Source organism: Rhizobium sp. AG207R (assembly GCF_027109195.1).
GTDB classification, from domain to species: domain Bacteria; phylum Pseudomonadota; class Alphaproteobacteria; order Rhizobiales; family Rhizobiaceae; genus Rhizobium; species Rhizobium dioscoreae.
Map to the genome: position 1 here is coordinate 428,080 of NZ_JAEPVT010000005.1, position 26,218 is coordinate 454,297.

The window sequence follows — 26,218 nt, forward strand, 5'->3', positions numbered from 1 at the left end:
AGCTAAATCAACGCCGCTTCCCGGCATTCGGGGCCTTTACCAAAAATCGAGGATTACGCCGAGCGAACGTAAACTTCGGCGACAAAGTCGCTGCTCGCATCACAGACCCGGTTTCGTCCGCCTGCCTTCGCCAGATAGAGGGCACGATCCGCTTCGCGACAAAGCTCGGCTAGCGACCTGCATTCCCGGCTCACCTTCGAAATGCCAATGCTCGTCGTCACCACCACATCGACACCGAGATCCGGAAATCGGGTTCGCTGAACAGCTTCTCGAATGCGCTCGGCCTGGATAAGCGGCTCTCCTGCTTTCAAGGGAAGAAAGATTATGAACTCCTCTCCTCCCTGCCGCGCGAAAATGGCGGACGACGGCAGAATCGCCTCTATTGTTCGCGATACTGCAACGAGAACTTCATCTCCCGCCGCATGACCCCAACGATCATTGAAATGCTTGAAGTGATCGATATCGAGATAAAGAATGGCATCTCCATCCCGAAGCCGTGCGGAAGCGTTCTCGTTGAAGAAGCGGCGATTATAAAGACCGGTCAGGCCATCTCGCTCGGCTGTTTGTCTGAGTTTTATCTGTTGGCGCTCGCTTATGAAAATGACGATCGACAGCGCCAGCACGAACTTGGAAAGGATCATCAGCAGGAAGCCGCTCGCCACATCGAGAAGGACAAAGGAATGGAACGAGAACTCGAAGGCCATTATCAGCGATAGCAGGCTGCAGGTCAATAATATTGCGGCAACGAATTTTCTGATCGGCAGCGGTTCGCGAAAGGAATCCTTGAATATGACGCTCGCCGCGCCGGCAAGCATCACGCTGCCGAGGGAATTGAATGTCACCGCCCGATATGTATTGTTCAAATGAAATGCCGTGAAAGCTCCGACAAGCAAAGTCAGCAGCGCAGGCAGCAATGCAAGAGCCGGTATCACCTTTCTGTCGGGATCGCTGATCACTACGAAAGATGAGCCGAGCAGTGAATATCCAAGCACGGCGCAAACGAGATTGATAAGGCTGAGAGGCGCATAGAATGCCGTATAGGTTTCGGCATATCCGGCCAATGTTGATGCCGCAGCGAGAATTACGAAACTTGAGGCAAGCAGACCAACGCCGCGGCTTTCATTCGAGCTATATTTCAGATAACCCAAAGTCACCGCACCAGCGATATAGGATGTCTTTTGGAGAAAGAGCACCGTCGGCATATCTAATTCATTGATCATCGAAAACTACCAAAGCAGCCGGAAAGCATCGCGGCCTCGATACTCCGAACGATCTAAAGATTTTGCCAATGGGGTTGCTAAAGATCTTGAAAAAGCAGCATCTGCGATAAGTCTTCGCCGAAAGCAGATCACCGCTATGGGCGGGACTGGCATCAAGGCAACACCGGTCGGCTGACGCTTCTCCGCCATTGCGCCGGATCGAAAACTGCCTAGGGTAAACGCCTCGCCTCCGTTGCAGAAAGCTGCCGAATTCAACCTTGAACACGCTATGAATTTTATGTCGAACAGAGATTTTCTCGAGTTTCACTCGTTGCCCCCGAGCGTTATCCTAGGGATTATTGACCGGGCAGACCAACTTGCGAAGCATTGGCATGAACGCACGATGCCACAAGCCCTGTTCGGCAAGCGCGTGGGCATCATTGTCGACGACACGGGATGGAGAAACACGACCGCTTTCGATCTCGGCGTGAAGGCGATGGGCGGCATATCTGCTCAACCTCCCATCAGCTTCAGTACTCGCGAACCCACAGCCGATCTAGCGGGCTACCTCGATAATTGGTTTGATCTTCTTGTCGTCAGGACAAAGGAGCTTGCTACTCTGCATGAGCTTGCAGCCGCCGCAGAAGCACCCGTTATCAATGCCCGAACAAGAACCAACCACCCTTGCGAAACGCTTGGCGATCTTGCCTATATCAAGAGGGTAAGAGGAACGCTTGATGGCCTCAAGGTTGTCGGAATTGCGCCAGACGCCAATATATTGAGATCATGGGTCGAGGCATCACGATCGATGCCGATGCACGTCGTCCAGGTCTATCCGGAGCGCTGGCACGTCACCGACCCGGACCTTCTGAACTCGAATTTTGAAAGCAGCAGGGACATTCGCCATCTGCTCGATGCGGACGTCATCATTACCGATTCATGGCCAACGGACGCAGAAGAAGATGCGTTGGCTGAGTATCGGGTGTCGGCTTCGCTTCTCAACGAAGGAAAGCAAGGCGCTATCTTTTTGCCATGCCCGCCAGTCACGAGAGGTCAGGAACTGACGGCGGATGCAATGCTGCATACAGCCTGCCAAAGCCGATTGGCCAAGGCATTTTTGCTTCATGCCCAGAATGCCTTGATTGAGTGGATGATGACGTCGTAATCGTCGATGACGACATGTCTTGCGATGCGACGCAAATAGCGACCACGACTCTGATTGGTTTTCGAACTTTGAAGCGACGGAAGAGCTTTGGCTATAAAGGCGCCTGCGTGACACAATCCTGAAAATCGGAACCGCGGACAATGATCTGGTTTGATGCCGCTCTTGAAAAGCATGCTGACGATGATCTTCTGCGGCGTTCCATCGCGGCTGTACTCAGTGTCGATACCGACAGCGTGGACGTAATCCACGACATAGCGCAAATCGCGGATATGCCGGCAACATGCCTCGTGACGTCGGAAGCTTTCGATGACTATTCGCAGACCATCAGCATCTATCACTCCAGTGATCTGCACCCGCCGCTTCTTCTGGACGCTGCCAGCCAACTGGCACGACTGCTCCAGAGATCGCTCCTGGTTGCCAACGACGAGACAACGAATCCCTATTCTTTCATTCTGATATCCGGCGCCGGAGAGCCTTCCGTCGTTCTGGTGGATCCGGACGCACTCGACGAGAAACATCGCTATGTCATCACGAGCCATACTTCAGGCATGAGCGGACAATCACGGGAGTCCGGCAAATAATTTTCATCCTCCCTGTCGGAATCACCTTCGGTTGGCCGTCCTTGGAATATCAACCGCGTCAACCTGGAGGGATATCGTGGAAAACGCTCAATCAATTTGGCAGACAGCCGCCATTCTCATCGCGCGCCTCATCTTCACCGCCGTCTTTGTGATGGCCGTCTCGTTCAAGTTTATGGATATGGGCGCGACTGCGAGCTACATCGCTGCCGCCGGCTTTCCATTTCCATTATTCTTGGCTTGGTGTGCCGCAATCCTTGAAGTGCTGCTTGCCGTCGCTTTCTTGACCGGTGCTTTATTCGTCCCGGCAACGCTCGTTGCAGCCGTGTATGTCATCTTCCTTGGATTCTCATTCCATGGTCCGGGCCGTTGGGCCGGCAACCAAGCTGAATTCGGCTTCTTCGTAGATCACTTTGTTTTCGTAGCCGGACTGCTCTTCGCCGCCGTGCATGGGCCGGGAAGCGTATTTGCCCTCAGGTGGACGCCTTGGTCGGAAAGGATATGACGCCGCTTCAGCATGATCTGAAGCTGACCGCACCATTCCGTGTTGAGGGGAGATGGGTAATCCGCTGGCGCAAACTTGCAGCACATCGGTCATATCATGAGCGCTAGCGGCTTGGAATTCTCCTCGACGAACCGATACTGCGATAGGTGAAGCAGATTTGGAGACATAAATGCGCTTTCCAGATTATCCCACATAATTTATGAGATGGCGCCACCCCGCGCACTTAGGCACCCCGTCCCCGTTTAGCAAGCCTACCTCCTAGGCGAAGCGAACTATCCACACGATGAGGAGCATGTCGATTAGCAATGCAATCACCAAAAGGAGGCCTACGAGCTTTCGTCGCTCTACCGTCTCCCTGGATTCAATTTTGAAAGCAGCTTTGTAAGCGTTTTCGGTGTCTCGGTCACTCACTGGTCTAATAGAATTTCGAGGGCGCGTCATATTGACGAGGCCGCATGTGACGAAGATGAAAAATAATAGTAGATAGGGGGCCATCTCAAACGCAGCCTTTTGCTGTCCAGCCACTTGCAATTTCTCATTAGATAAACAGGTTTCACCATCCATCGCAATTGAAAGCCGCCTGCGCAAAGCGAGGCGGTTTTGCATTGCCAGAAATTTGCCCCACGTACGTTGCTGCTGCCTGGAAGCGTCAAGCCGCAGGTTTCACAATAGCTTGAGATTATGGTTAATACTTCGCTTAGCCGAAGCTATTTAAGATTTTGCTTCCGCCACACGCCAGCATCTCTGCAATCGGGTTTGGCAATCCGAGAGACCCGATACCGAACTCTCGAACCAAGAGCCGCTTCGGAGAAACAGATTGCAGCTCTAGGGCTCTCCTCCGCGGAGGACCATTGCCGTTGCCTTCCAACCGCAGGAAAAAGCAGCGGCCCCATACCCTGGCGCGCACTACTTCGGCGGTGATTGCATGCTCTTCATGGCTTCGAGGTCTTCATGCGAGACGAACTCGCAAGCCAGCAGGGTCTTGCCCGGGAAGGCCGCGGATTCGCGGGCGACCACGGAGACTACTCCCATCTCGGCCGCGGGCTGCTCAGCCTTGCGCAAAGCGCGCCCATATGACTTCGTTGCGGTGCCGAGGAGATTGCCAAGCCCATCCGGTGTCAGGTGATAGGTCTTAGCCAGATCGTCCGCCCGCAAGCCCTCGACCAGAATGCCGAAGCTTGTTCCGGCGAAGACGATTTCACTCGTCTTGAAGCCTTGGCGGCCAAAGTCCGTAGACATTTTGTATACGGCAGCCGTCATGAGCGACGTATCCGCCTTCGCGAGCTTTTCAGCCTCATCATACATCTTTGTCGCGCTGGTAGTCGAATAAGGCGGCTTGCAAAGCGCGGCTTCGAAGAAGGAAGCTTTGTCGAAAGCAAACGCACTCGAACCGAGCGTGAGTGAAACAACGACGCCCAATGAAAGGGATGCTGCTATGCTCAAGAAGACTTCCCCCAGTGACTGACGAGCCGTTCGAACTTGGATCGTGTCGACCGTGCTGTATCTATCGCTACGATCGCCGCCAGCCAAGTCGCCCATAGCAACTATCTCCAGATTTTTTACCGGGCTCACAGATTAGATGACGACGGTCGCGGAATGTGCTTCAACCTGCGAGAAAACGCACCCTGATATAGAGCAGCCCTCTTCAATGGACCGAAGGGCGCCGGTTTGGCTTTACGACGCAAGACGCGATTTGCGCGTTCCCGCGCGATACCCGCCCCCTGCCCTCGACGGCTTCATTCTCGCAACCGCTTCTCCGTCTGCAGCATCCCTCAAATACGAATGCTCCCTCGCTGCCTTGCCGATGAAGGATGCTACTCGGCGCCGGAGAATTGCAATGGAGAGCCTCGGACATTTGAAGCCAACAGCTGGCGTGGAGCAGCGAAGCCAAACCCATGCAATACTCTGTTACACCACGCTGCGCGCGGACTATTCGAAGGACGCAGCTTCACCAGGCAACCTGAACAACCGCAAATATAAGGAGTACCGTCGACCCATCGCCTATTGACCGTGACTTGCTCCGCTAGCATTTGGTTTGCAGCCGCCCGAATAAAAGGCCCCTCCCCTTTTGAACACACCAACCCGCGCAAACCAGAGCCCTGCGACATTTTCGCAGGCAGCTTGTTACAAATTCGGGATTGAGGGAAGATGCGCCGCGTACGCGCTACCTATCGCGGCTTCGCGAAAGCTAGCCGTCCAACTATAAAAATCTCGTTAACCAAAAACTTGCTGCAGGCTGCACCATCTCATATATGAACGTCGGCTTGGCGTGAGGGCGAACAAGCGGGACAGATTTCTTTGCCATCCCGTCAAAATCACTTCACAATCAGTCCGTAATGGAATTGCACGCAGAGGAACGATTTGATGGAAGAACCTTGGACAACCAATCGCGAGCCGATCGTGGCGACCGAACTCGATGTCAAGAAGGCAGCCGCGATCAACACGCTCTTGCTTCGCCCCATCGCTATCCTACCCGCCAAAGCCGGCGACCCTATCCGTCCTTTTGCGCTTGGCCTCTGGAATGAAATCCGTCCACTTTTGAAACCTGACGTGCCAGTCATGTCTCTGCGTCGCTCCACCAGCGCGTTTCTGCATTCCAAACGATATTATCATGCCTGCGCCCAGCCGGATTCCATGCGGCACGATCTCGCCGGCAATCCCGTCGAGCCGCTTTCGGCCGAAGACAGGCTTGCCGCACAGCAGCGCCTGATCACGCTGCGCCAAACGCAGGCTAAGGCTGCGGCCCAACGCGAAGAGCCGCCACCACCGCCAGCTTTGAGCAAAGCAGAACTCATTCGAGCCTCCCTCCTCGGCCGACGCTCCGATCGCGCCGCCCGCTGATGCGCCTGGGCGCATCGCCTCATATCCTCCTCGCCTTCATTGTGACGACCGTAATGGAAACGCTGCGCCCTTGGCGTGGTGGTGCGGCGATGCAATTGACAGCAGCTCCGGCTGCGTCCCGGTAGTCCGTGGACTACCGGCCCATCAAGCTCATTCATGAAGTGACACGCTTGGACGCGATCAATCCAGAATCCTGTTGGCCTTCAGCGAAAGTGGTCCGCGGACCACTCGCCGTTCGTCCATGAAAATCGGGATGCGAATCGCTATCCAGATCGGCCGTACCTAAATCGCCGAAATAGTAAAGCGGCATCGGATCGAACGTCGCTGCACGCTGTTGATGCGTAAAAACGCATCAAAAACTGCCTTTTATCTAAGCATTTGTAAAACGGACACGAATCGGAGCATATTGTAACTGCGTAGTTCAGTAGCATTCTGTCACAATTGCGCAGTTAATTGGGAAAACAACCATGCAGCCGAGTCTCGTGCTACAAGAAGATCAAGAGCACCTTCCAACGCTTCTGGCGACAGATGCGCAGGAATTGTCTTATCAGCTCCAGCAACATCAGGCAAAGATCTTCCCGCCTCAGTCACAGAAAACTATGCGGATGTTTTCGCCGGCCGAAGCTGCAGCCTTCATCGGCATCGGTGAGGGCTATCTTCGCCAGATCGCAGCCGAAGGCCATGGACCCGACCCGCTTTCCAATGGGCGCCGGCTTTATGCCGCCGAGGATATGGACCGCATCCGCAAGGTACTGGATGAGCGCAACGGGACACCCAAATATGTTCCCTGGCGCAGAGGGTCGGAAAAGCTCCAGATCATCTCGGTCATGAATTTCAAGGGCGGTTCGGGCAAGACCACCACCGCCGCTCACCTCGCCCAATATCTGGCGCTGAGGGGCTATCGCGTGCTGGCCATCGATCTCGATCCGCAGGCCTCCTTGTCTGCCCTCTTCGGTCATCAGCCGGAACTCGATGTCGGTGAAAATGAAACTCTCTATGGCGCCATCCGCTATGAAGAGCCGCGTCCAATCGCCGATATCGTCCGCTCGACCTATACGCCGAACCTGCATCTGATCCCCGGCAATCTCGAGCTCATGGAGTTCGAGCACGAAACGCCGCGCGCAATGGCGGCAGGTCGTGCGGAGACCATGTTCTTTGCTCGCATTGGTGAGGTTCTGACCGAGATCGAAAGTTTCTACGATGTCGTTGTCATCGATTGCCCGCCGCAGCTGGGTTTCCTGACGATGTCTGCGCTCTGCGCCGCGACGTCGATCCTCATCACCGTTCATCCGCAGATGCTCGACGTCATGTCGATGTCGCAGTTCCTGACAATGACGAGCGAGCTTATGTCCGTGGTCGAGAATGCCGGCGGGCGCACCAGCTACGACTGGATGCGCTATCTCGTCACTCGTTTCGAACCGAACGACGGGCCGCAAAGCCAGATGACAGGCTTTATGCGAGCCATCTTCGGCAATCGCATGCTGCAGAATGCCATGGTCAAATCGACGGCCGTTGCCGATGCCGGTGTCACCAAACAAACGCTTTATGAGGTCGACCGTGCCCAATTCACCAGGGGTACCTACGACCGGGCTCTGGATTCGCTCAATCTCGTCAACAGCGAGATCGAGATGCATCTCCGCCTGACCTGGGGAAGGAAATAAATAGATGGCGCGCAAAAACCTTCTTGAAATTTCGGCGCCGAACACGGCGCGCACGGATGCGCCAGCAGCAAAGGACAATCGCCCGATTGCAGGCTTCCTGCCGCAGGCGAGGGGTGGTGGTCCGGTGGGCGGCATTACGAGGACACTCGGAAACATCACGGAGAAGATGGAACGCGCCAGCGACCTCGAACGGCAGCTGGCGGAAGGGCAGACGGTCGTCGACATCGATCCCGATGTCATCGACGGATCCTTCGTTACCGATCGCCTCGAAATAGATCCCATTGAGCTCGGCCAACTGGTTGAGCAAATACGCGAGCACGGCCAGCAGGTTCCGATCCTTGTGCGACCGCATCCGGAGTCCAAGGGGCGCTTTCAGGTTGCCTACGGTCATCGTCGTCTGGCAGCCGCGAAGGAACTCGGCATCAAAGTGCGCGCTGTCGTCCGTCAGCTCACGGATGACCAGCTAGTGGTTAGTCAGGGCCAGGAAAATAGCGCACGCACCAATCTTTCCTATGTCGAGCGAGCGTTGTTTGCGTTGCGCCTCGAGCAGCGTGGTTTCGGCCGCGATATCATCATGGCCGCACTCGGTGTGGACAAGGCAGCGCTTTCCAAGATGCTGATCGTCACGAGGCAGGTGCCTCTGCCGCTTATCAGCGCGATCGGGCCTGCTCCTGAAATCGGCCGCAGACGTTGGCTGGAACTGGGAGAACGTCTTGAGAGCATCGCTTCCGAGCCGATCATTGCCGAGTTGTCCGCGGACAACTATCGGAAAATGTCTAGCGATGAGCGCTTCCAGCAGGCACTCGCTCTGGCAACAGGTAAGCCCGCTTCTGGCAAGAGCACTGCAGCTCCCTCATCCATAGCCGGAGTTCCGGTAACCTTTAAGCGAACGCCGGCGCGCGCCACTTTTGTTTTCGACAGCAAGGCTGCGCCCGGTTTTGACGAGTTCGTGCAGGAGAGACTGCAATCTCTCTTCAACGAGTTTCAGCAAGGAAAGGAAACGTAACCCGCAAAAGAAAAAGGCCCCCAAACGACGTCGTCGTGGAAGCCCTTCTCTGATCTTAAGCAAATCGAGAATCGCATTTCCCCGAATCACAGTCAAGAGTCTTTGACGCCGTTTTGGTGAGCTGTCTTCTTTTGCCACAACGTAGGTGAAAGAAAATGGAAGCCGAATATGTGACGACGCCTTTTGGGCGGCGGCCGATGACGCTTGCCATGTTGATGGCTCAAAGACGAGCCGAGCATGGGAAGCGCATCAAGTCCGTCGACAAATGGAAGATTTATCGCGCGCTCTGTGAAGCTAAGCCTCTTCTCGGGGTGACGGATCGTGCGCTTGCAGTTCTCAATGCGCTCTTAAGCTTCTATCCGAAAAACGAGCTATCGGATGACGCCAACCTGATCGTGTTTCCCTCGAACGCGCAGCTCTCGTTGCGCGCCCATGGGATGGCCGAGCAGACCATTCGCCGCCACTTGGCTGCGTTGATCGCTGCCGGGCTTCTGGTACGCAGGGATAGCCCCAACGGCAAGCGTTATGCTCGTCGGAGCAGGGCAGGGGACCTCAATGAGGCCTATGGCTTCTCATTGGCGCCTCTTCTCGCACGCGCCGAAGAGATCGAGCATCTCGCCACTCGGGTTGCGGCCGAACGGCTCCATATGCAGAGCTTGCGCGAGCGTATAAGCCTCCACAGACGCGATATCGCCAAACTGATCGAAACTGCCATTGCCGAAGCCGTGGAAGGCCCTTGGGAAGCCGTCTACGTGGCTTTCCGTGCGTTGATTGACGGTGTTTCGCGATCTCCCACCGCAATGGAGCTGGACGTTCTCCTGGATAAACTCTGCCGCCTGCACGACCAAATCATCAACCAATTGGAAACACATGTAAAAGCCACGAAACTAAGCGGCAATCCCTATCAAAATGAGCGGCACATACAGAATTCAGACTCCGAATCCCTAATTGAATCTGAAACCGAGGCCGGACAGCAAGAAATGCCACTGGACGAGACCGTATTTCCGCGGACAACACCACAGACGCCCGAAGCGGCAACATCTCCGGGCGTTATCGGACCAACATCCTCAACAATGCGCAGCTTTCGCGTTGAAGCTCGTAACGAGACTGCGATGGAGCTAAAGTCCTTCCCACTGGATCTCATTCTCCGCGCTTGTCCAGACATCATGTCCTATGGACCAGCAGGGACTATCAACAACTGGCGTGATCTGCTTGCAGCCTCGATCATCGTCAAATCAACACTCGATATCAGCCCTGGAGCCTATCAGGAGGCCTGCAGGATCATGGGGACAGAAAATGCTGCCACCGTCATCGCCTGCATCCTCCAACGCGCCCCATACATCAATTCAGCCGGCGGCTATCTTCGCGATCTGACCCGGCGAACGGAGAAAGGAGAGTTTGCGATCGGTCCCATGCTTATGAGCCTTCTGCGGGCAAATACGACCGCGCCAAAGGTGGCCTAGCCGGTTCTAATTTCAATGTGGAAAGATTGATATCCGGTTCCGCCTAGGCCTCGATACGGAGCGCTGGTTTAACGCAGACCTGATCAAGTCTGCTGAGACGCATCGACCACGGTTTTGGTTGATGCGAAAGACGGCGCAGCCCTCCTATAGGGCTAACGGCAGGAAAGAGAGGGATAGCTTCTGATTGAGGCTTTATCTCAATGAAATCAATCGGCTAGAGGCTGTGTAAAATTCAGCCAGGTCAGCCGAAATAAGTCATAGGAGGCGTTCTTATCGTCCGCCGATCTCAAGTTTTTATGCCGTTTTTACCGGCAAATGTCCATATATTTTCGCGTCGATCCGGCGCTATGGTATCCACAGGCAAGCTTACCGCGCAGGCATTTGGACGCGACAGGAGAAATTGCATCCCGGCTCCCTTAAACAGGCGCGGCAATGATCAATGATCCCGGCCGTCACCTGTCAAATTTCCTGATTTGGCTCTCGGCCACCGTCACGGCTGGTCGCAGATCGGGATCGGCTTGGCAGGCGGTGCCGGATGGTCCTTCTTGTATTGCACGATGATCGGTTCGAGGGTTTCCTTCGGCCAGAACTTAGGCGTGCCGATCTCCTTCAAGCAGGAGTCGTTCCAATATAATCCGGATTGGGCCGGAGAGCGCCCCGCCGCAACGGCTTTGGCGATCGCCTTGATGTCCGAGGACTCCGGATAGATGTAGAGCGTCGTCGGATTGTCCTTCACCATGGAAATGATCTGATTGGCATCCGATGCCGCCCAACTGGTGCAGCCGTCGCTACGGCCGCCAGCATATTCCACCAGCTTTCCGAGCGGAACATATCCGTCCCGGTTGGCGTAGGGGCTCTGCGGATCCTTCTTCATGCAGATGCCCGCAACCTTGGCGGCCGCATGTCCGCCGATCGCCCTTTCGCGAGCATTCGCGGTCTCGCCTTCGCCATCGAACTGGAGGAACGTGCGAAGATAGGCAGCTTCCTTGGTTTGTGAGAGCTTGTAGTAGCCCTTGAAGGTCGTCTTCGTCTCCTCCGTCACATAGGAACCGCCCGTCGTCAGGTTCGAGTCCATCGCATTGCCGAAGTTCTTGGCGCACATGCGGCCGTTGCCGAAATCAGCTACGCCCTTGAGATCGCGGCCGCTGCCGTGGCCGGATGAAACGACACGGAACGTCTGTGTCGCCTCGCAAACGATGTAGAAGCGGCCCGCGGACTTGCCGTCATTTGGAGTGTTCGGACGAGTTGCGTCCATGGCGAAATAGCAGGGATTTTTGACCGTGCCTTCGCTCACCTTTCGCATGTAGAGCGCGCGGGCTCTTTGCAGGACTGGTTGAGCGATCTGCCCGTCGCCGGTACCGACATAGGCTCCGAGCCAGGCCGGAATGTCCGGCTGCCGGGTGGCTGCCAGGGATTGCGATGTTGCGGGAATGACGAGGGCGAGGGAGCAGAGGCTGAGCATCTGGGGGACGCTTCGAAGGGCATATCTCAACCGCACGGAATTAGTTCTCCTATCAAATATTCTGGGTCGGCATTCGCTGCTGCCGTCAAAAGCAATGTTGACAGCCTGCCTGCCCCACAAGCTCGCCTGCCAAACGCTTAGATCCAGAACTCATACTTGTGCGCTGCTTTGCTGAACTAGATCCTAACAGATGCCGGAAATCCTGGCTGACGAGGAAAATTGCTCGCCTGTCATTGATCGACTCCATCCGTTTTGCGCCAGCATTCTTCAGCGATCGCGGCGCAAATATGGCGGACTTGAGGCGGTGAGGGCGCCAACAAAGCCTTGATGGGCTTATGCCGCGTCACGAGGTGGGGTGTGCTGCTTCTGCAAACGCGGCAAGCCGTCTTCCAGATTGAAGGACAGAATTTGCTCGCTCACCTATCCATGGACGGCGGGCGCGTAAAATTCCGGATAATGCAACGGCATCATCCCTTACGATGTCGGGGTGTTGCCGATGTCGCTCTTCGGTGTCTGGATCAGGTCGACAAAGTGGTCGGCCACTTACTGCGATGGCAGATGGGGAGCGGGAAAGTCCAGCACCCGGCTGGTATAGCTTTCGATCAGTGCGCTGAATGGTGTTCCATCCGGCAGCTTCAGCACGGCATGGTGTTCGAGAAGAAAGGAAGGCAAGGCGAGAGACCCGCTCCCGGATGGCGGCAGATCGGCGCCGGTTTCCCATCCTTGCGGGAGCGGCGACCAAAGGAGCTTTGCCGACAGGTTCGTGCGGGTGAAATTGAGAGCCTGAACGGCACGGCCGAACGCGATGTCGCTCGTATCGAGCGACTTGTTCATTTCGGCTGTGAGCTTTGCCGGCACGTACCAATTGTCCGCCTCGGACAGAATACGATCCCCGCAAGCCAGACGAACGCGACGATAGGCGACAGGTTCGTCAGGTCCGACCGCCAGCAGCTTCCGGATTGAATCGTCGGCCGGCTTGTCCTGACCGCGCACGCGCTGCGCAACGATTTTCGAGCCATCCGGTGCAAGCTTATGCGCAGCACACCAGCGATCGAGCGTCAGCGTGGCACTGGCATTGCTGAGGAGATCGGCATTCAGGGTCTGCAGGATTGCCAGTGCTTCCAGACGCGAGGTCGGCGTGTCGGGCCACTGAGAGGCAGCCGGCATTTCCTGCGCCGTCGCCGTGTGCGCGCCAAGCGCGATGGCGACGGAGCTGCCGAGGGCAATCATGCGGACGAAAGACGGGGGCTTTGATGGCATGCGATGAAATCCTCTGCACTGATGATTTTACAGGCCGGAACCTAATGGCTGAGAAATGCGCCGCTGGCATAGATGGCAGGCTTGCCGCTATTGGCAAGACGCGAAAAGGCTGTTGCGGACAAGCGCGGCAACTGGCCGCAAAATCATCCGCTGTCTTCCTTACTGAATAGGATGCTTACGATCCGATCGCATTCAGGCTGGTGAAAGCCAACTGAATGAGACCGGCCGTGGCGATGAAGGCCAGTGCTGAGACGAACAGCGCCGCCAGGATCAGCAAACCGTCCCGTGCCATCAGGGCGACTGAGATCGCCATGAGGGCAACGACCGGCATATAGTTGCCGAGCGGGATCGGAAGGACAATGGCGACGGCCAGCAGGAAGATCGGAAAAGACAGCAGCCATTGCATGGTGCCGCCCGTGAAAGCGGCCAGACGGCCCGGACGAACGACAGTTTCGACCTTGGCGAGGATCGGCGCGCTGTAGCGTACGATGAGTTCCACGATTACTGGCGAAAGCCGGCGTCGGTTGATAAAGGCCGGTAGCCATATCCTCCGGCGGCCCAGTGCGATCTGCACCGCCACCAGAGCGAGAGCGCTTCCGAAGACGACGCCGAACGGTCCTGGGATCGGGATCAGTGCCGGCAGCGAGAGAAAGAGGATGGTAAAGGCCATGCTCGTGTGCCCGAGGCCGCTGAGCACCTCGCCGATGGAGATGCCGCCCTGCTCATGGGTGAGCCTGGCGAGATGGTGCAGGCGAGTGGATGCCCTGTCATCATGCCCAGTCGTATCGGCAGCCTGTTCTGTCATCGGACATCACCAGATAAGGTCACCGGAATTTCTTGTTTGCACAAAGCGTCAGGCTTCATCGACACCTTCGCCCTTTCCCTGGATAAGCCTGATGACGGGCGCGCAGTCCGGATTGCTTTTATCGAGCAGATCGGCAGGGCTGCTCCAGCCGGTCGACAGGCCGATGACGGTTGAAATCGTCCAGAAAGTGTCTTCGGAGGCGCGTTGCGCCAGTGCCGGGACCTCGGACGAGAGACATGCCTGCGATTGCCTGATGATCCCGACAGGCTGGCCGGCGGCAGCGGCATGCCGCTCGATTTCGGCTTGAAGCGGGCCAAGGGCGAAAGTTGCAAAAAGGGCTGCGAGGAGATTGGAGATCATGTCTGTACCTTGTCGGAAATCTGTTTGAAGCGGGGAGGGAAGTGCCCCAAGCGGGGCACCTCATGGCGTCAGGCGCTTTCAGCCTTGTCGCGCGTCTTCAGCAGGCTCCAGCCGACGCCGCTTGCAATGATCGCGAAGGTGATGCCGAGCGAGAGGACGGCCGGGAATTTTTCGAGACCCAGCATATCGGCGACGAAGATCTTCGAGCCGATGAAGACGAGCACGACGGCGAGCGCGGGCTTCAGGTACCGGAAGCGGTGGATCATGGCGGCAAGCGCGAAATAGAGGGCACGCAGGCCAAGGATCGCGAAAATATTCGACGTATAGACGATGAACGGATCGGTGGTGATCGCGAAGATCGCAGGAACCGAATCCACGGCAAAGATGACGTCGGCGACTTCGATCAGCACGAGCGCCATGAAAAGCGGCGTGATGAACCAGACCATTTTTCCGTTCTGCGGATGCGGCTGCTTGACGAAGAAGCGCTCGCCATGATGGTGGTCGGTGACGTTGAAGCGGCTGCGCATGAAGCGTACCAGCGGGTTCTTTGACACATCCGGTTCGGTATCCTTCACGACCAGCATCTTGATGCCGGTGATGATGAGGAAGGCGGCGAAAACATAGAGCAGCCAGGAGAACTCGGCCACCAGTGTCGTGCCGACGCCGATCATGATCGCGCGCAGCACGATGACGCCGAGAATACCCCAGAAGAGCACGCGGTGCTGATAGAGGCGAGGCACGGCGAAGAAAGCGAAGATGAGGGCAATGACGAAGACGTTGTCGAGAGCCAGCGTCTTTTCCACGACGAAGCCCGTCATGTAGGCCAGGCCGGAATCGGCACCGAGATACCACCATACCCAGCCGCCGAAGGCGAGGCCGAGCGTGATGTAGAGAACGGAGAGTTTGATGCTCTCGCCGACACCGATCTCCTTGTTTTCCTTATGCAGCACACCGAGATCGAAGGAGAGAATGGCGATGACGAGCGCAAGGAAGCTTACCCACATCCAGAGCGGCTTTCCCAGCCACTCCACGAAGAGCAAAGACGTTTCCATGTCGGAAAACCCCTGTCGGCGCGGTGTCGGAAAGGTCCGACATCGCGAGAGCGCCGACGGCTCTCACCAGAGGGGCCCGGACCAGCGGGTTGGCCAATAGCTGGGAAGCCGACGTCGGCGTTTCAAGGGTTTGCGTGCATTTTGCAAAGACGACAATGTCACGTAGCGTCTAAGGGTTGGTTCGACCGATATGGATGCCGTAAACGCTTGCCCTTTCCTGCGCGACGAAATCAGCCAGGGCGGGAGGAATTTCGACCTGGGCGGTATGCCGCGCGAGAATATGGAATCCCTTCGGAAGACAGGTCGCGATGCGGCCGATGATCGTTTCATAATCGACGATCAATATCTCCTGTCCGGCCACAAGGTCGAACAGCAGCGGATCGTCGATCACATGCTCATTTTCACAAAACCAGTAAGAGGAGATTGTCAGGTCGGGAAGATACCCGATCTGCGCCGGCAGGCTTCGTTGCTCGAACTGGAAACGTCCCGGCAGGCCAGCCGCTGACATCAGCTCCCTGGCGAGAGCGAGCTGATGTTCGGATATGTCCAGCCCGTAAACCTCGAGCTCGGGATTTCCGGCAAGATAGGCAAAGGCAAGGCTGAAGGCGCCCGAGCCGCAGCCGAGATCGCATACCCTTCTATATTTGTGGACCGTTGCTTCGAGGCTGGTAAGTACCTGCAGGCACTTCAGTGAATTTCGCATTCCGAACGCACGCGTGAAGGCATCGGCGGAACGACTATAGTCGAATATCTCGATCTGGCGCCTGCTTTCGACAGCATTGCGCAAGGCAATGGAATCGTTGCTGGGATGGTATAGATGATTACATCTGAGCAGAACTTCGGCAAATTCTTCGAAATGCCGCGTCTGTACGTCCGTGCCGGTCATGCAAGCCTGTCCTCGCCAAGGATATTGTCTTTGGCGTGATTGGAAAGGCTGCATGCGCCGAAAGCAAGCCCTCAAAACTTGCCCATGATGCCCGGTAGGGCAAGGGCGCGCAACAACGATCATCGAACGTCGGCGCCGCCATGTCAGCCTTGCGGCAGGGCGATCGGAAATCCTTCGAAGGTCTTGAGAGTATCGAGGACGATTGCCGTCTTCACATGCTGGACCGATTCATGCGGAAGCAGCACGTCGTTGACGAAACGGGAGAGATCGGTAAGCCCGCGGGTGGCGACCTTCAGGTGATAGTCCATTTCTCCTGTCAGCGCATAGGCTTCCAGCACCTCCGGCAGACCGTTGATGAGCTGCGAAAACCGGCGGGCATTATCCCTGTTGTGGGTGGCAAGCGTCACCGAGATGACGACGAGCATGTCCAGCCCCAGCTTCTGCCGGTCGAGATTGGCCTGGTAGCTGCGAATATAGCCTTCTGCCTCCAGCCTCGTGCGTCGCCTCGAGCATTGCGACGGCGAAAGCGCAATGCGCTCGCCGAGCTCGTTGTTCGTCAGTCTGCTGTCTTTCTGAAGCTCCTCCAGCAGACGCAGATCCAATTTGTCGAGCTGTTCATCCATTGCACAAAACTCTGAGAATCCTCACGAAGCGTGTGTAGTATTCGCTTATCTTATGAGGATGGCAAGTTTGACATCATGAATGTCGGCTTAGCTTGCATGACGAAGGTTGCGCGGATTGTGTCGAATTGGAAAGAAGGTCCGTAGGTTCGGCTGGCATTTTAGATGCGGCACACACAATCAATCTTACTTACCGATCGTCGTTTTGGAATTAGCGGTTGAGAAAGTTGACTCCATTTTACGTGATTGTCATCTGGCTTTTATAAGTGGGGAGCGGGAAGCAACCAAACGCAGGGGGTATAAATGCGTAAACTTCTTCTCGCCATGATGTCTGCGGCCTTGATGTCCGGCGCAGCCCATGCAGCGACAGTCTATCCGTTGGACCGGGCAACGGTACTTGCCGGCTCTCCGTTCGATTTCAAGGTGGAATTCAACAAGGTCGTCAAGCCGGAAGACGTGAAGGTCACGGTCAACGGCGAAAGCTACGACGCGGTTTTCGGCAAGGCGGCTGATTTCGTCGCAGAAGAGAAGGGCGCTGAAGACAAGGTACTCGGATCGGCCCTGATCCTGCGCGGCATCAAGCTCGCAAAGCCCGGCCAGTACAAGGTCGAGGTTTCGGCCGGCGACGAGAAGAAGTCCGTCAACTGGGATGTCTATGGCACGTCGGCCACGCCGAAGGCCAAGAACATCATCTTCCTGCTCGGCGACGGCCTCTCTGTTGCACACCGAACCGGCGCCCGCATCATGTCCAAGGGCATGACCGAAGGAAAGGCCAATGGCCGTCTTGCCATGGACGATATCCCGCCGGTCGCCTTCATCGGCACCTCCTCGACCTCTGCGATTGCCACCGACAGCGCCAATACCATGTCGGCCTACATGACCGGCCACAAGTCGGCCGTCAACGCCCTCGGCGTCTACGCCGACCGTACGCCGGCAAGCCTGGACGACCCGAAGGTCGAAACGATCGGCGAGGCGTTGCGCCGCACCGGCAAGAAGTCGCTCGGCATCGTCACCACGGCCGAAGTCGAAGATGCGACGCCGGCAGCGCTCGTTTCCCATACCCGCAAGCGCGGCGACAAGGCGGAGATCGTCGGCATGATGTACGACGTCAAGCCGGATGTCCTGCTCGGCGGCGGCTCGGCCTATTTCCTGGCGAAGAGCGTTCCTGGCTCCAAACGCAAGGACGACAAGGACTATATCGCGCTCTTCAAGGATGCCGGCTATGCCGTTGCGACCGACAAGAACGAACTGGCGGCGGCTGCCGGCTCCAACCAGGACAAGCTGCTTGGTCTCTTCCACACCGGCAACCTTGACGTCACGCTCGATCGTGAATTCCTGAAGAAGGGCACCGTCGACAAGTTTCCGAACCAGCCGGGCTTGGTCGACATGACCAAGGTCGCGCTCGATAAGCTTGCCAAGAACCCGGACGGCTTCTTCCTGGTGGTGGAAGGTGCCTCCATCGACAAGATGAGCCATCCGCTCGACTGGGATCGCGCTCTGGTCGAAACCATCGAGTTCGACAAGGCCGTTGCCGTCGCCCGCGAGTTTCAGGCCAAGAATCCGGATACGCTTGTTGTCGTCACCGGCGACCACACGCATGGCGTTTCGATCATCGGCACCGTCGATGACGAAAAGAAGGGCACCGAGATGCGCGAGAAGGTCGGCACCTATGCGGCTGCCGGCTTCCCGAACTATGAGGACAAGGATGGCGACGGCTATCCGGATCGCGTCGACGTTTCGCGTCGCCTGTTCATGGCCGCCAACAATGGTCCGGACCACTACGAGACCTTCCGCCCGAAGCTCGATGGTCCTTTCGTGCCGGCTGTTCAGAACGAGAAGAAGGAATACGTCGCCAATGAAGCCTATAAGGACGTGCCCGGTGCCGTCTTCGTGCAGGGCAACATTCCGCGGGACGAGGACAGCGGTGTCCACGCCGTCGATGATGTCGTGCTGCAGGCGGCTGGTCCCGGCGCCGAAGGCTTCCGTGGCTACATGGAACAGAGCGATGTCTACCGTGTGCTGGCCGATACTTTCGCGTTCGGCTCCGAAAAGATGTAAGTTGTTACAGATCGTATGACCATGACAGGCGGCTTCGAGGCTGCCTGTCTGTTCACCTTTCATGAGGATATGCGATGTCCGGGGACAGGATCGCCACCATCAATCGTCGGGGCTTCTTGGCCGCTGCCGCGATTTTGCCGGTCATGGGCATTGCGGCACGTGCGAATGCCGCCGAGACATTGGGCTTCGGCGAACTCTATAAGAGCTTCGGCCCACTCGGGCTCGAATTTTCCGACAAGGTGAAGCAGCTGAGCGGCAGGGAAGTCGCCATCAATGGCTTCATGGCGCCGCCATTGAAGGCCGAGGCCGCTTTCTTCGTGCTCACGGAAATCCCGATGTCGCTCTGCCCGTTCTGCTCTTCCGATGCCGATTGGCCCGACAACATCATGGTCGTCTATCTCTCTTCCAAGCAGACATTCGTGCAGTACAACGCGCCAATCACGGCGCGGGGCGTGCTGGAATTTGGCTCGTGGACCGATCCGGAAACCGGATTCATCAGCCAGCTGCGTCTCCGCGACGCATCGTTCAGGACCGTCTGAACACATGCTTGCGCTCGATATCTCCGGTCTTGAAATGCAGTTTCCCGGCCTGGCCGCGCCGGTTCTCGCCATCGACCGCTTCCATCTGCCGGCGGGCGGCAGGCTTGCGATCACCGGTGCTTCAGGCTCCGGCAAAAGCACGTTCGTCAACGCCATTACCGGCTTGGAAGATGTCGGTAATGGCAGCATATCCTGGAGCGGCACGGAGATCACACGCCTGTCGTCCGGCCGGCGCGATGCGTTCCGCGCCCGCAATATCGGCCTTATCATGCAGGATTTTCATCTCTTTCCCGGCCTGTCCGCCTTCGAGAATGTCGTGCTGCCGATCAAGCTGACGCGGCGCCTTACGGCCAAGGAGCGGGAACGCGCACTTTATCTGCTGTCTGTCACCGGTATCGCCCGACCGCAGCAGAAGATCGAAACCTTGTCACGCGGCGAGATGCAGCGTGTTGCCGTTGCCCGCGCACTGCTGTCGCGTCCCGGCGTCATCGTTGCCGACGAGCCGACCGCCAGCCTCGATCGTCAGGCGGGTAGTGATGTCGCGGAGCTTTTGCTGCAGCTTTCGGCCGAGGAGGGGACGACGCTTGTCGTCGTCACGCATGACGCTGCACTTGCCGAGCGCCTTGGCCGCCGCATCAATCTGGCAAACGGGCGCATCGAGGAAGACAGCCAGGAGGTGGCCGCGCGATGATCACCTTCATTCTTGCCGACCTCAGGCGCTTCTGGAGCGGGGCGTTAGCGGTTGTCGTGCTGATTGCCCTGTCAGTCGCGCTGAGCGTGACGGTGACTCTGCAGGAGCGGGCAGTTCGCCTCGGCAGCGCACGCGCCGCGGAAAAGTTCGATCTGCTTGTCGGTGCTGCCGGCAGTGAAACGCAGCTGGCGCTTTCCGCCGTTTTCCTGCAGCCGGCGCCATTGCCGCTGATGGAGGGTGCCGTTCTGTCTCGCCTTGCCAGTGATTCGCGTGTCGAACTGGCGGCACCGGTCGGCTTCGGCGATTCCGCCTACGGACATCCGATTGTCGGCACGACCACGGGCCTCATTTCGTCCCTCTCGCCGTCGCTCTCGCAGGGGGTGATGTTCGCGCGTCTCGGCGAAGCGGTTGTTGGCTCGGATGTCGCCTTGCCGACCGGCGCGGAAGTCAAACCAATGCATGGCACGGCCGAGACCGGCGGCGAAACCCATACGGCCATCGCCTATAAGATCACCGGCCGCATGGCGCCGACGGGAACAGCCTGGGATCGCGCCATCCTGGTGCCGATCCGTGCCGTCTGGCAGTTGCACGGAATGCATGGCGCGGACCATCACGACGATGATGGCGACGAAGCCAATGTGCATGGCGCAGCCGAGCCGCATCAGCATGACGACGGGCGCGAAGAAGGCCACGACCATGAGCACGGTCATGTTGATGCCAATGCGCCGCTCGACGAGCATTTCGACGTGCAGACGCCCGGCGTTCCGGCCGTTCTGGTCAAGCCGAAGACGATTGCCGATGCTTATCGCCTGCGGCAGGAATACCGCACGGGTACGACACTCGGCATTTTCCCGGCTGAGGTGCTGACCAGGCTCTATGCAACGCTCGGCGATGCCCGCAGCCTGCTGCTGGCGATCGCATTTGGGACCCAGGCGATCGTGATTGCCGCGATCGTGCTGGTCACCATCATGCATGTCGGCTCGCGGCGCCGGCAGATCGGCGCCTTGCGGGCGCTTGGAACACCGGTCCGCTCGATCATCACGCTCGTCTGGGGCGAGCTCTTCGTCCTGTTCGCCGCCGGCATCCTGCTCGGTATCGCCCTCGGCTACGCGGCAGCGCTGGTTATCTCCGTCAGGCTGGCGGCAGCGACCGCCGTGCGCCTGCCCGTCGGTTTCTCTTTCGATGATCTCTGGCTTGTCGGAGGCTTTGCAGCCGTTGCCGCGATCATCTCCATCGTGCCGGCGTTCAGCGCGCTACGCTCCAGCCCGGCTGCCGCACTGCGCGCCTAAGAAAGTCTAGTCGTCCTTAAAACGGCGATGCGTCGCTGCGCTTCTGGCCACGTGCTCATAAATCCCGGTCATCAAGTCCAATGTGCTGGACGCTTCCTCCAAACGGCGGCCCATGTTCGGAACGCCTTGCACAGCTTTTACCAGAAGGGCCGAGCGCACTGCGGCGTATTCATCTGTGACGTCTCGACCTTTTTCTGTCACCGAATATGTCACCCCCGAACGGCCGCTGCCCCTTCGTTCTACCAGTCCTGCACCGACCAGCTTTCTCAAGCTGTACTGCATGTTCGGGATATCTTCTCGATTGGACAGGCGCGCGAGATCCTTGATGGATTTAGGCCTATCATGCATGCGAATTATATGGAGCATGGCATTCTCAGGGCCGCTTGCTGCCAGTCCAATGACCGAAGCCAGACACTCGGTTTGCCAGCGTCCGAACGCTTCGAACGCGCGCATGAGGGCAAATTCCAATTCGGTCAGGTCCACTTGCAGCGGTGTTTGCGCCAGATGCCAGCTTCGATCCAAGCCGCGTGGATGGCCCTTCTGGTCTTCGGTTTCGGTGCTCATATGCTTCCTTTGCGGGATATTGCGGTGACGCCAAGACGGCGAGAGTTGACAAGTTTCAAGTTTCAAATAAAATTTCTATCGTAAATTATATCAAAAAATAAAGGGAACGAAATGTCGGAGAACTCGATGTTCGCCGCAGGGCAATTTTTGCTCGGCACCTTCGCCAGCAATTGCTCCAGTGGCATGAGCGTTACCAAAGTGCCGGAACGCTGGGTCAATTCCTGGGACAACAATCTGAAATTGGCCCAGCAGCTGGATGAAGCAGGTATCGATTTCATGTTGCCGATCGCCCGATGGATCGGATATGGCGGCGACACCAATTTTCATGGCAATGTGCTGGAAACGATGACGTGGGCGGCGAGCTTGCTCGCTAGCACGAACAACATTAACGTCTTTGCCACCATTCACACGGCCGCGAACCATCCAGTCGTCGTCGCCAAGCAAATCGCGACGATCGATCAAATCAGCAGAGGACGGATCGGCCTCAACATAGTTGCCGGTTGGAACCAGCCGGAATACGAAGCGTTGGGGCTTGACCTGCCCGCCGATCATGAAAGCCGCTATGCCTATGCGGAGGAATGGTTTGATATCGTCAAAAGCCTATGGGAGCGAGATCGGGCCTTTGACTATGATGGGCAATTCTTTCATCTCAGAAATGTACTTGGCGATCCTCGCCCCGGGCATCGCGCACCTATCCTCAACGCTGCAGGTTCCGGCCAAGGCCGCTCCTTTGCCGTGCGGAATGCAGATTTTCTGTTTACTCCGGCCATAGATCTGAGCCGTTCGACGACTGAAATCGCGGAGTTGAAACAGCAGGGCAAAGCCGCCGGTCGCAATTTGGGTGTCCTCACCTTTGCCCATGTGGTCTGCCGGCCGACGGAGGGAGAAGCGCGAGACTATCTGCAGCATTTCGGAAAGGACAATGCGGATTGGGAGGCAGTCGACAATCTGGTGCGCCTGCAATTCGCGCATGCGCAATCCTTTCCGCATGACCTTCTGGCATTGATCCGGGACCGGATGGCTGCCGGACATGGCGGTTTCCCGCTCATCGGGACGCCCGAGCAGGTGGCGGAGGGTATTCTTGCCCTTCACAAGGCGGGCTTCAGCGGAACGACCATTTCATTTGTCGATTACAATGCCGAATTCCCATATTTCCGTGATCGGGTTCTTCCGCTGCTCGAACAGGCCGGTATTCGCAAGCCGGTTTCAGTGCCCCATGTGACGGTCTAAATCCATCGTGGATATCAGGAGGGAAGGTTGCTGCGGGGGCTTCCGCCACAAGCTGAGAAGCATTCTCAATGCAAGCGCTGGCCATTCGACGGATCGAACAGATGTGTCTTTGCCGGGTCGATCTTCAGTTGGATTGGCTGGCCGGGTGACACGGTGGGACGGTCCCTGATGGCTGCGACGATCGATTGCGCGCCGGCCTGCAATTGCAGATGCGTGTCCGAGCCTGTCGGTTCGATGATGATGACTTTGGCCTGCACGCCATCCGTATCGACGGCAATATGTTCCGGGCGAATGCCGAGCTGGACGGATCGGCCGAGATGGCGGCGGGCGCTTTCCGGCAGCGGCCAATGCAGATCTTGCGCGTCCTGCAGCCCCAACGTCCCGTTTAAGTCGGTGACGAGGCCGTCGATAAAATTCATCGACGGCGATCCGATAAAGCCGGCGACGAAGCTGTTGGCAGGCGCGTCGTAGATGTCAAGCGGTGAGCCGATCTGCTCGATATGGCCGCCGCGCATGACGACGATACGGTCGGCCATGGTCATGGCCTCCATCTGGTCGTGCGTCACGTAGACCATGGTGGTGCCAAGCCGCTGGTGCAGCGTCTTGATCTCGGTGCGCATCTGCACGCGCAGCTTAGCATCGAGATTGGACAGCGGTTCGTCGAAGAGGAAGACGGCGGGGTTGCGGACGATGGCGCGCCCCATCGCCACGCGCTGGCGCTGGCCACCGGACAATTGCCGGGGATAGCGATCGAGCAGGGCGGCGAGATCGAGGATCGCTGCGGCATCGTTCACCTTTTGCTCAATTTCCTGGCGGCTGCGGCGCGCGAGCTTCAGAGAAAAGGCCATGTTGTCGCGCACGGTCATGTGCGGATAGAGCGCATAGGACTGGAACACCATGGCGATATCGCGCTCATTGGGTTCGAGATCATTGACGATACGATCGCCGATTTCGATCTCGCCGTCGCTGATGCCTTCCAGCCCGGCGATCATCCGCAGCAGGGTGGATTTGCCGCAGCCCGAGGGTCCGACAAGCACCACGAATTCTCCATCCTGTGCGGCGACGGAGACGCCGTGCAGCACTTCAAGCGCGCCGTAGCGTTTGATGGCATTGCGAATGGTCAGTTTCGCCATGGATATCTCTCCCAAAATTCGGCGGGCGCTTCAGCGACCGCCCATGCCCGCATTGAGGGCGATGCTGTTGTAGATGAGCTTCTGCAGGATGATCGCGAGGAAGATGCCCGGAAGCATGGAAAGCGTCGCACCCGCCATCAGATAGTTCCACTGCGTACCTTGCTGCGTCTGGAACAGGGTGAGGCCGACCGGCAGGGTAGCATTGTCGGCACCCGTCATGACGATCAGCGGCCAGAGGAAGTTGTTCCATTGTCCAATGAAGGTGAAGAGTGACAGAAGCCCGATCGCTGGCATGGATAGCGGCACGATAATGCTGACGAGGATGCGTAGGCGGGACGCGCCGTCGATCCTGGCGGCTTCCTCGAGTTCCATGGGAATGGAGAGGAAGAACTGCCGCATCAGGAATGCGCCGAAGGTGCCGAAGGAGATCGGCAGGATCACGCCGGGGAAGGTGTTGACCAGACCGAGCTTGTTGACGATCAGAAACAGCGGAATGATGAGCATCAGCGGCGGCACCATCAGCGTGCCGATATAACCGAGCAGCAGCGTTTCGCGCGCCCTGAATTTCAGCCGCGCGAAGGCATAGCCGGAAAGGCAGGAGACGACGACAGTGATCGCTGTCACGCAGATCGCGATGATGGCGCTGTTGAGGAAGAAGCGGCCAAAGGGCAGCTGAGTCCAGGCAGCTGCAAAATTACCCCATTCGAAGATATCGGGCAGGATACGTGGGGGTATCGCCGTCACCTCGGCATTTGAGCGCACTGCATTCGATACCATCCAGAAGAAGGGAAAGAGAAAGGCGATGGCGACAAGCGTGATTGCCAGGTGATTGACGACATCGAGCACCAGCTTCCGGCGTGTTCTGGCTTCGGATTTAAGCGTCATAATGCACCCATTTGCGCTGGAACCAGAATTGCAGGGCCGTCAGCGCCATGATCAGCGCGAACATCACCCAGGCGATGGCAGAGGCGTAGCCCATTTGGAAGTTCTGAAAGCCGCGTTGGTAGATGGCATAGCCGAGCGTCGCGGTCGACGATCCCGGCCCGCCCTTGGTCATGACGAAAATCTGGTCGAAGACCTGCAGCGAGGTGATCGCCGTCATGACGGTGCCGAAGAACAGCGTCGGCGAAATCAGCGGCAGCCGGATTTTCCAGAAGCGGTCCCAGGCCGTCGCGCCATCGATGCGGGCTGCTTCGAGGTAACTTGCCGGCACCATGTCGAGCGCGGCGTTGAAGAGAACGGTATTGTAGCCAACGCCGGCCCAGATCGAGGTGAGGACGACCGCCTGCATGGCAAGTGTGCGATCGTTCAGCACGCCCGACAATGGCAGCGATAGTGAGGCCATCAGACTGTCGAAAAGCCCGCCGCTGGTGAAGATCAACATCCAGACCATGGCGATCGCAATCAGTGGGGTGAAGGTCGGGAGAAAGAAGATCACCCGGAACCAACGCTGCCCGATCTTCAGGCTCGAAATCCACGTCGCCAGCCCGAGCGAGATGATGATGTTCAGTACAAGATATTCGACGGTGAAGAAGAGGGTGTTGCGCAAGACCGTCCAGAATTGCGGGTCGGTCGTAAACAGGCGCACATAGTTGGAAATGCCGACGAAACGCGGCGTACCGAGCAGCTGCCAATTGGTGAAGCTGAGCGCGATCGAGGCAAGGATCGGCAGGACGAGAAACAGGACGATGCCGATCAGGCCCGGCAGCAGGAAGAACAGTGCCGTCCATCCCTCGCCTCTGAACCATTTGCGCGAGCGTGGCCTTGGTCTTGCGATCATGTCGGTATGCTTGCCCAGCATCATGGGCCTCTCCTTTCCGGCGATGGCGCTGCGGTCGAGCCGATGAGCCC

25 protein-coding genes are annotated in these 26,218 nt (G+C 57.6%); 12 read left to right on the plus strand and 13 right to left on the minus strand.

Annotated elements, in window-relative coordinates:
* Nucleotides 1-53: 53 nt before the first annotated feature.
* A complete protein-coding gene (locus JJQ51_RS14515) occupies nucleotides 54-1,220 on the minus strand; it encodes a GGDEF domain-containing protein (RefSeq protein ID WP_269244841.1) in 1,167 nt (388 codons plus the stop codon).
* A gap of 268 nt (nucleotides 1,221-1,488) precedes the next feature.
* On the opposite strand from JJQ51_RS14515, the gene JJQ51_RS14520 reads away from it, so the two are divergent.
* The 3 genes from JJQ51_RS14520 (at nucleotide 1,489) to JJQ51_RS14530 (ending at nucleotide 3,447) form a co-directional block, all read left to right on the plus strand.
* The gene (locus JJQ51_RS14520; RefSeq protein WP_269244842.1) at nucleotides 1,489-2,364 is read left to right on the plus strand and encodes an ornithine carbamoyltransferase; all 876 of its coding nucleotides are present in this window, start codon (nucleotides 1,489-1,491) and stop codon (nucleotides 2,362-2,364) included.
* 140 nt (nucleotides 2,365-2,504) lie between these two features.
* Nucleotides 2,505-2,945 carry a hypothetical protein gene (locus JJQ51_RS14525; RefSeq protein ID WP_113350724.1) on the plus strand — a complete coding sequence of 147 codons (441 nt, stop codon included), beginning with the start codon at nucleotides 2,505-2,507 and terminating at the stop codon, nucleotides 2,943-2,945.
* Between the two features lie 76 nt (nucleotides 2,946-3,021).
* A complete protein-coding gene (locus tag JJQ51_RS14530) occupies nucleotides 3,022-3,447 on the plus strand; it encodes a DoxX family protein (RefSeq protein WP_173004572.1) in 426 nt (141 codons plus the stop codon).
* Nucleotides 3,448-4,353: 906 nt separating this feature from the next.
* On the opposite strand, the gene JJQ51_RS14535 is transcribed toward JJQ51_RS14530, so the two are convergent.
* Entirely contained in the window at nucleotides 4,354-4,890 is a 537-nt protein-coding gene (locus JJQ51_RS14535) for a hypothetical protein (RefSeq protein WP_145634861.1), read from the minus strand.
* Between the two features lie 921 nt (nucleotides 4,891-5,811).
* Here JJQ51_RS14535 and JJQ51_RS14540 point away from each other — a divergent pair.
* The 4 genes from JJQ51_RS14540 to repC all read left to right on the plus strand — a co-directional run bounded on the left by JJQ51_RS14540 (nucleotide 5,812) and on the right by repC (nucleotide 10,418).
* A complete protein-coding gene (locus JJQ51_RS14540) occupies nucleotides 5,812-6,288 on the plus strand; it encodes a ProQ/FINO family protein (RefSeq protein WP_113329495.1) in 477 nt (158 codons plus the stop codon).
* Between the two features lie 467 nt (nucleotides 6,289-6,755).
* The gene (gene repA / locus JJQ51_RS14545) at nucleotides 6,756-7,949 is read left to right on the plus strand and encodes a plasmid partitioning protein RepA (protein WP_069610191.1); all 1,194 of its coding nucleotides are present in this window, start codon (nucleotides 6,756-6,758) and stop codon (nucleotides 7,947-7,949) included.
* Nucleotides 7,950-7,953: 4 nt separating this feature from the next.
* Nucleotides 7,954-8,955, plus strand: coding sequence for a plasmid partitioning protein RepB (gene repB, locus JJQ51_RS14550; RefSeq protein WP_113350721.1), 1,002 nt, complete (start codon nucleotides 7,954-7,956; stop codon nucleotides 8,953-8,955).
* Nucleotides 8,956-9,110: 155 nt separating this feature from the next.
* Nucleotides 9,111-10,418: a plasmid replication protein RepC gene (gene repC / locus JJQ51_RS14555; RefSeq protein ID WP_113350720.1), complete on the plus strand. Its 1,308-nt coding sequence runs from the start codon at nucleotides 9,111-9,113 to the stop codon at nucleotides 10,416-10,418.
* 490 nt (nucleotides 10,419-10,908) lie between these two features.
* Here the strand turns inward: repC and JJQ51_RS14560 are convergent, their stop codons facing one another.
* From JJQ51_RS14560 to JJQ51_RS14590, 7 genes are all read right to left on the minus strand, one after another.
* A complete protein-coding gene (locus JJQ51_RS14560; RefSeq protein ID WP_113350719.1) occupies nucleotides 10,909-11,916 on the minus strand; it encodes a hypothetical protein in 1,008 nt (335 codons plus the stop codon).
* 507 nt (nucleotides 11,917-12,423) lie between these two features.
* Nucleotides 12,424-13,140, minus strand: coding sequence for a hypothetical protein (locus tag JJQ51_RS14565; RefSeq protein ID WP_113350718.1), 717 nt, complete (start codon nucleotides 13,138-13,140; stop codon nucleotides 12,424-12,426).
* Nucleotides 13,141-13,315: 175 nt separating this feature from the next.
* Nucleotides 13,316-13,945: an exopolysaccharide biosynthesis protein gene (locus JJQ51_RS14570; protein ID WP_113350717.1), complete on the minus strand. Its 630-nt coding sequence runs from the start codon at nucleotides 13,943-13,945 to the stop codon at nucleotides 13,316-13,318.
* Nucleotides 13,946-13,993: 48 nt separating this feature from the next.
* The gene (locus JJQ51_RS14575; protein ID WP_113350716.1) at nucleotides 13,994-14,305 is read right to left on the minus strand and encodes a hypothetical protein; all 312 of its coding nucleotides are present in this window, start codon (nucleotides 14,303-14,305) and stop codon (nucleotides 13,994-13,996) included.
* A gap of 68 nt (nucleotides 14,306-14,373) precedes the next feature.
* Nucleotides 14,374-15,357 carry a TerC family protein gene (locus JJQ51_RS14580; protein WP_113350715.1) on the minus strand — a complete coding sequence of 328 codons (984 nt, stop codon included), beginning with the start codon at nucleotides 15,355-15,357 and terminating at the stop codon, nucleotides 14,374-14,376.
* A 169-nt stretch (nucleotides 15,358-15,526) separates the two neighbouring features.
* Nucleotides 15,527-16,243: an SAM-dependent methyltransferase gene (locus JJQ51_RS14585; protein WP_113350714.1), complete on the minus strand. Its 717-nt coding sequence runs from the start codon at nucleotides 16,241-16,243 to the stop codon at nucleotides 15,527-15,529.
* A gap of 143 nt (nucleotides 16,244-16,386) precedes the next feature.
* Nucleotides 16,387-16,866: an Lrp/AsnC family transcriptional regulator gene (locus JJQ51_RS14590; protein ID WP_113350713.1), complete on the minus strand. Its 480-nt coding sequence runs from the start codon at nucleotides 16,864-16,866 to the stop codon at nucleotides 16,387-16,389.
* A 300-nt stretch (nucleotides 16,867-17,166) separates the two neighbouring features.
* Here JJQ51_RS14590 and JJQ51_RS14595 point away from each other — a divergent pair, with 300 nt between their 5' ends.
* The 4 genes from JJQ51_RS14595 (at nucleotide 17,167) to JJQ51_RS14610 (ending at nucleotide 21,440) form a co-directional block, all read left to right on the plus strand.
* On the plus strand, nucleotides 17,167-18,921 hold the full coding sequence (locus JJQ51_RS14595) for an alkaline phosphatase (protein WP_113329506.1): 1,755 nt from the start codon (nucleotides 17,167-17,169) through the stop codon (nucleotides 18,919-18,921).
* A 74-nt stretch (nucleotides 18,922-18,995) separates the two neighbouring features.
* Complete coding sequence (locus tag JJQ51_RS14600; protein ID WP_113350711.1) at nucleotides 18,996-19,460, plus strand: hypothetical protein; 465 nt, start codon at nucleotides 18,996-18,998, stop codon at nucleotides 19,458-19,460.
* 4 nt (nucleotides 19,461-19,464) lie between these two features.
* Nucleotides 19,465-20,151, plus strand: coding sequence for an ABC transporter ATP-binding protein (locus tag JJQ51_RS14605; protein ID WP_113350710.1), 687 nt, complete (start codon nucleotides 19,465-19,467; stop codon nucleotides 20,149-20,151).
* A complete protein-coding gene (locus JJQ51_RS14610) occupies nucleotides 20,148-21,440 on the plus strand; it encodes an ABC transporter permease (RefSeq protein WP_113350709.1) in 1,293 nt (430 codons plus the stop codon). The genes JJQ51_RS14605 and JJQ51_RS14610 overlap by 4 nt, the downstream gene beginning before the upstream one ends.
* Nucleotides 21,441-21,446: 6 nt before the next feature.
* Here JJQ51_RS14610 and JJQ51_RS14615 read toward each other — a convergent pair whose 3' ends face one another.
* Nucleotides 21,447-22,004: a winged helix DNA-binding protein gene (locus tag JJQ51_RS14615; RefSeq protein WP_113350708.1), complete on the minus strand. Its 558-nt coding sequence runs from the start codon at nucleotides 22,002-22,004 to the stop codon at nucleotides 21,447-21,449.
* Nucleotides 22,005-22,130: 126 nt separating this feature from the next.
* On the opposite strand from JJQ51_RS14615, the gene JJQ51_RS14620 reads away from it, so the two are divergent.
* Entirely contained in the window at nucleotides 22,131-23,234 is a 1,104-nt protein-coding gene (locus JJQ51_RS14620) for an LLM class flavin-dependent oxidoreductase (RefSeq protein WP_246661170.1), read from the plus strand.
* Between the two features lie 65 nt (nucleotides 23,235-23,299).
* Here JJQ51_RS14620 and JJQ51_RS14625 read toward each other — a convergent pair whose 3' ends face one another.
* Genes JJQ51_RS14625 through JJQ51_RS14635 form a run of 3 tightly spaced genes read right to left on the minus strand, consistent with a single transcriptional unit; the run spans nucleotide 23,300 to nucleotide 26,147 of the window.
* Nucleotides 23,300-24,367 carry an ABC transporter ATP-binding protein gene (locus JJQ51_RS14625; protein WP_113350706.1) on the minus strand — a complete coding sequence of 356 codons (1,068 nt, stop codon included), beginning with the start codon at nucleotides 24,365-24,367 and terminating at the stop codon, nucleotides 23,300-23,302.
* Nucleotides 24,368-24,397: 30 nt separating this feature from the next.
* The gene (locus JJQ51_RS14630) at nucleotides 24,398-25,252 is read right to left on the minus strand and encodes a carbohydrate ABC transporter permease (RefSeq protein WP_113350705.1); all 855 of its coding nucleotides are present in this window, start codon (nucleotides 25,250-25,252) and stop codon (nucleotides 24,398-24,400) included.
* On the minus strand, nucleotides 25,242-26,147 hold the full coding sequence (locus JJQ51_RS14635; RefSeq protein ID WP_442967314.1) for a carbohydrate ABC transporter permease: 906 nt from the start codon (nucleotides 26,145-26,147) through the stop codon (nucleotides 25,242-25,244). The genes JJQ51_RS14630 and JJQ51_RS14635 overlap by 11 nt, the downstream gene beginning before the upstream one ends.
* Between the last annotated feature and the right edge of the window lie 71 nt (nucleotides 26,148-26,218).

Excerpts from the sequence above, each read along its gene's own strand:
- JJQ51_RS14515 (WP_269244841.1), bottom strand. The coding sequence starts at position 1,220 with ATGATCAATGAATTAGATATGCCGACGGTGCTCTTTCTCCAAAAGACA.
- JJQ51_RS14520 (WP_269244842.1), top strand. The coding sequence starts at position 1,489 with ATGAATTTTATGTCGAACAGAGATTTTCTCGAGTTTCACTCGTTGCCC.
- JJQ51_RS14525 (WP_113350724.1), top strand. The coding sequence starts at position 2,505 with ATGATCTGGTTTGATGCCGCTCTTGAAAAGCATGCTGACGATGATCTT.
- JJQ51_RS14540 (WP_113329495.1), top strand. The coding sequence starts at position 5,812 with ATGGAAGAACCTTGGACAACCAATCGCGAGCCGATCGTGGCGACCGAA.
- repA (WP_069610191.1), top strand. The coding sequence starts at position 6,756 with ATGCAGCCGAGTCTCGTGCTACAAGAAGATCAAGAGCACCTTCCAACG.
- repB (WP_113350721.1), top strand. The coding sequence starts at position 7,954 with ATGGCGCGCAAAAACCTTCTTGAAATTTCGGCGCCGAACACGGCGCGC.
- repC (WP_113350720.1), top strand. The coding sequence starts at position 9,111 with ATGGAAGCCGAATATGTGACGACGCCTTTTGGGCGGCGGCCGATGACG.
- JJQ51_RS14565 (WP_113350718.1), bottom strand. The coding sequence starts at position 13,140 with ATGCCATCAAAGCCCCCGTCTTTCGTCCGCATGATTGCCCTCGGCAGC.
- JJQ51_RS14570 (WP_113350717.1), bottom strand. The coding sequence starts at position 13,945 with ATGACAGAACAGGCTGCCGATACGACTGGGCATGATGACAGGGCATCC.
- JJQ51_RS14575 (WP_113350716.1), bottom strand. The coding sequence starts at position 14,305 with ATGATCTCCAATCTCCTCGCAGCCCTTTTTGCAACTTTCGCCCTTGGC.
- JJQ51_RS14580 (WP_113350715.1), bottom strand. The coding sequence starts at position 15,357 with ATGGAAACGTCTTTGCTCTTCGTGGAGTGGCTGGGAAAGCCGCTCTGG.
- JJQ51_RS14585 (WP_113350714.1), bottom strand. The coding sequence starts at position 16,243 with ATGACCGGCACGGACGTACAGACGCGGCATTTCGAAGAATTTGCCGAA.
- JJQ51_RS14590 (WP_113350713.1), bottom strand. The coding sequence starts at position 16,866 with ATGGATGAACAGCTCGACAAATTGGATCTGCGTCTGCTGGAGGAGCTT.
- JJQ51_RS14595 (WP_113329506.1), top strand. The coding sequence starts at position 17,167 with ATGCGTAAACTTCTTCTCGCCATGATGTCTGCGGCCTTGATGTCCGGC.
- JJQ51_RS14600 (WP_113350711.1), top strand. The coding sequence starts at position 18,996 with ATGTCCGGGGACAGGATCGCCACCATCAATCGTCGGGGCTTCTTGGCC.
- JJQ51_RS14605 (WP_113350710.1), top strand. The coding sequence starts at position 19,465 with ATGCTTGCGCTCGATATCTCCGGTCTTGAAATGCAGTTTCCCGGCCTG.
- JJQ51_RS14610 (WP_113350709.1), top strand. The coding sequence starts at position 20,148 with ATGATCACCTTCATTCTTGCCGACCTCAGGCGCTTCTGGAGCGGGGCG.
- JJQ51_RS14615 (WP_113350708.1), bottom strand. The coding sequence starts at position 22,004 with ATGAGCACCGAAACCGAAGACCAGAAGGGCCATCCACGCGGCTTGGAT.
- JJQ51_RS14620 (WP_246661170.1), top strand. The coding sequence starts at position 22,131 with ATGTTCGCCGCAGGGCAATTTTTGCTCGGCACCTTCGCCAGCAATTGC.
- JJQ51_RS14625 (WP_113350706.1), bottom strand. The coding sequence starts at position 24,367 with ATGGCGAAACTGACCATTCGCAATGCCATCAAACGCTACGGCGCGCTT.
- JJQ51_RS14630 (WP_113350705.1), bottom strand. The coding sequence starts at position 25,252 with ATGACGCTTAAATCCGAAGCCAGAACACGCCGGAAGCTGGTGCTCGAT.
- JJQ51_RS14635 (WP_442967314.1), bottom strand. The coding sequence starts at position 26,147 with ATGATCGCAAGACCAAGGCCACGCTCGCGCAAATGGTTCAGAGGCGAG.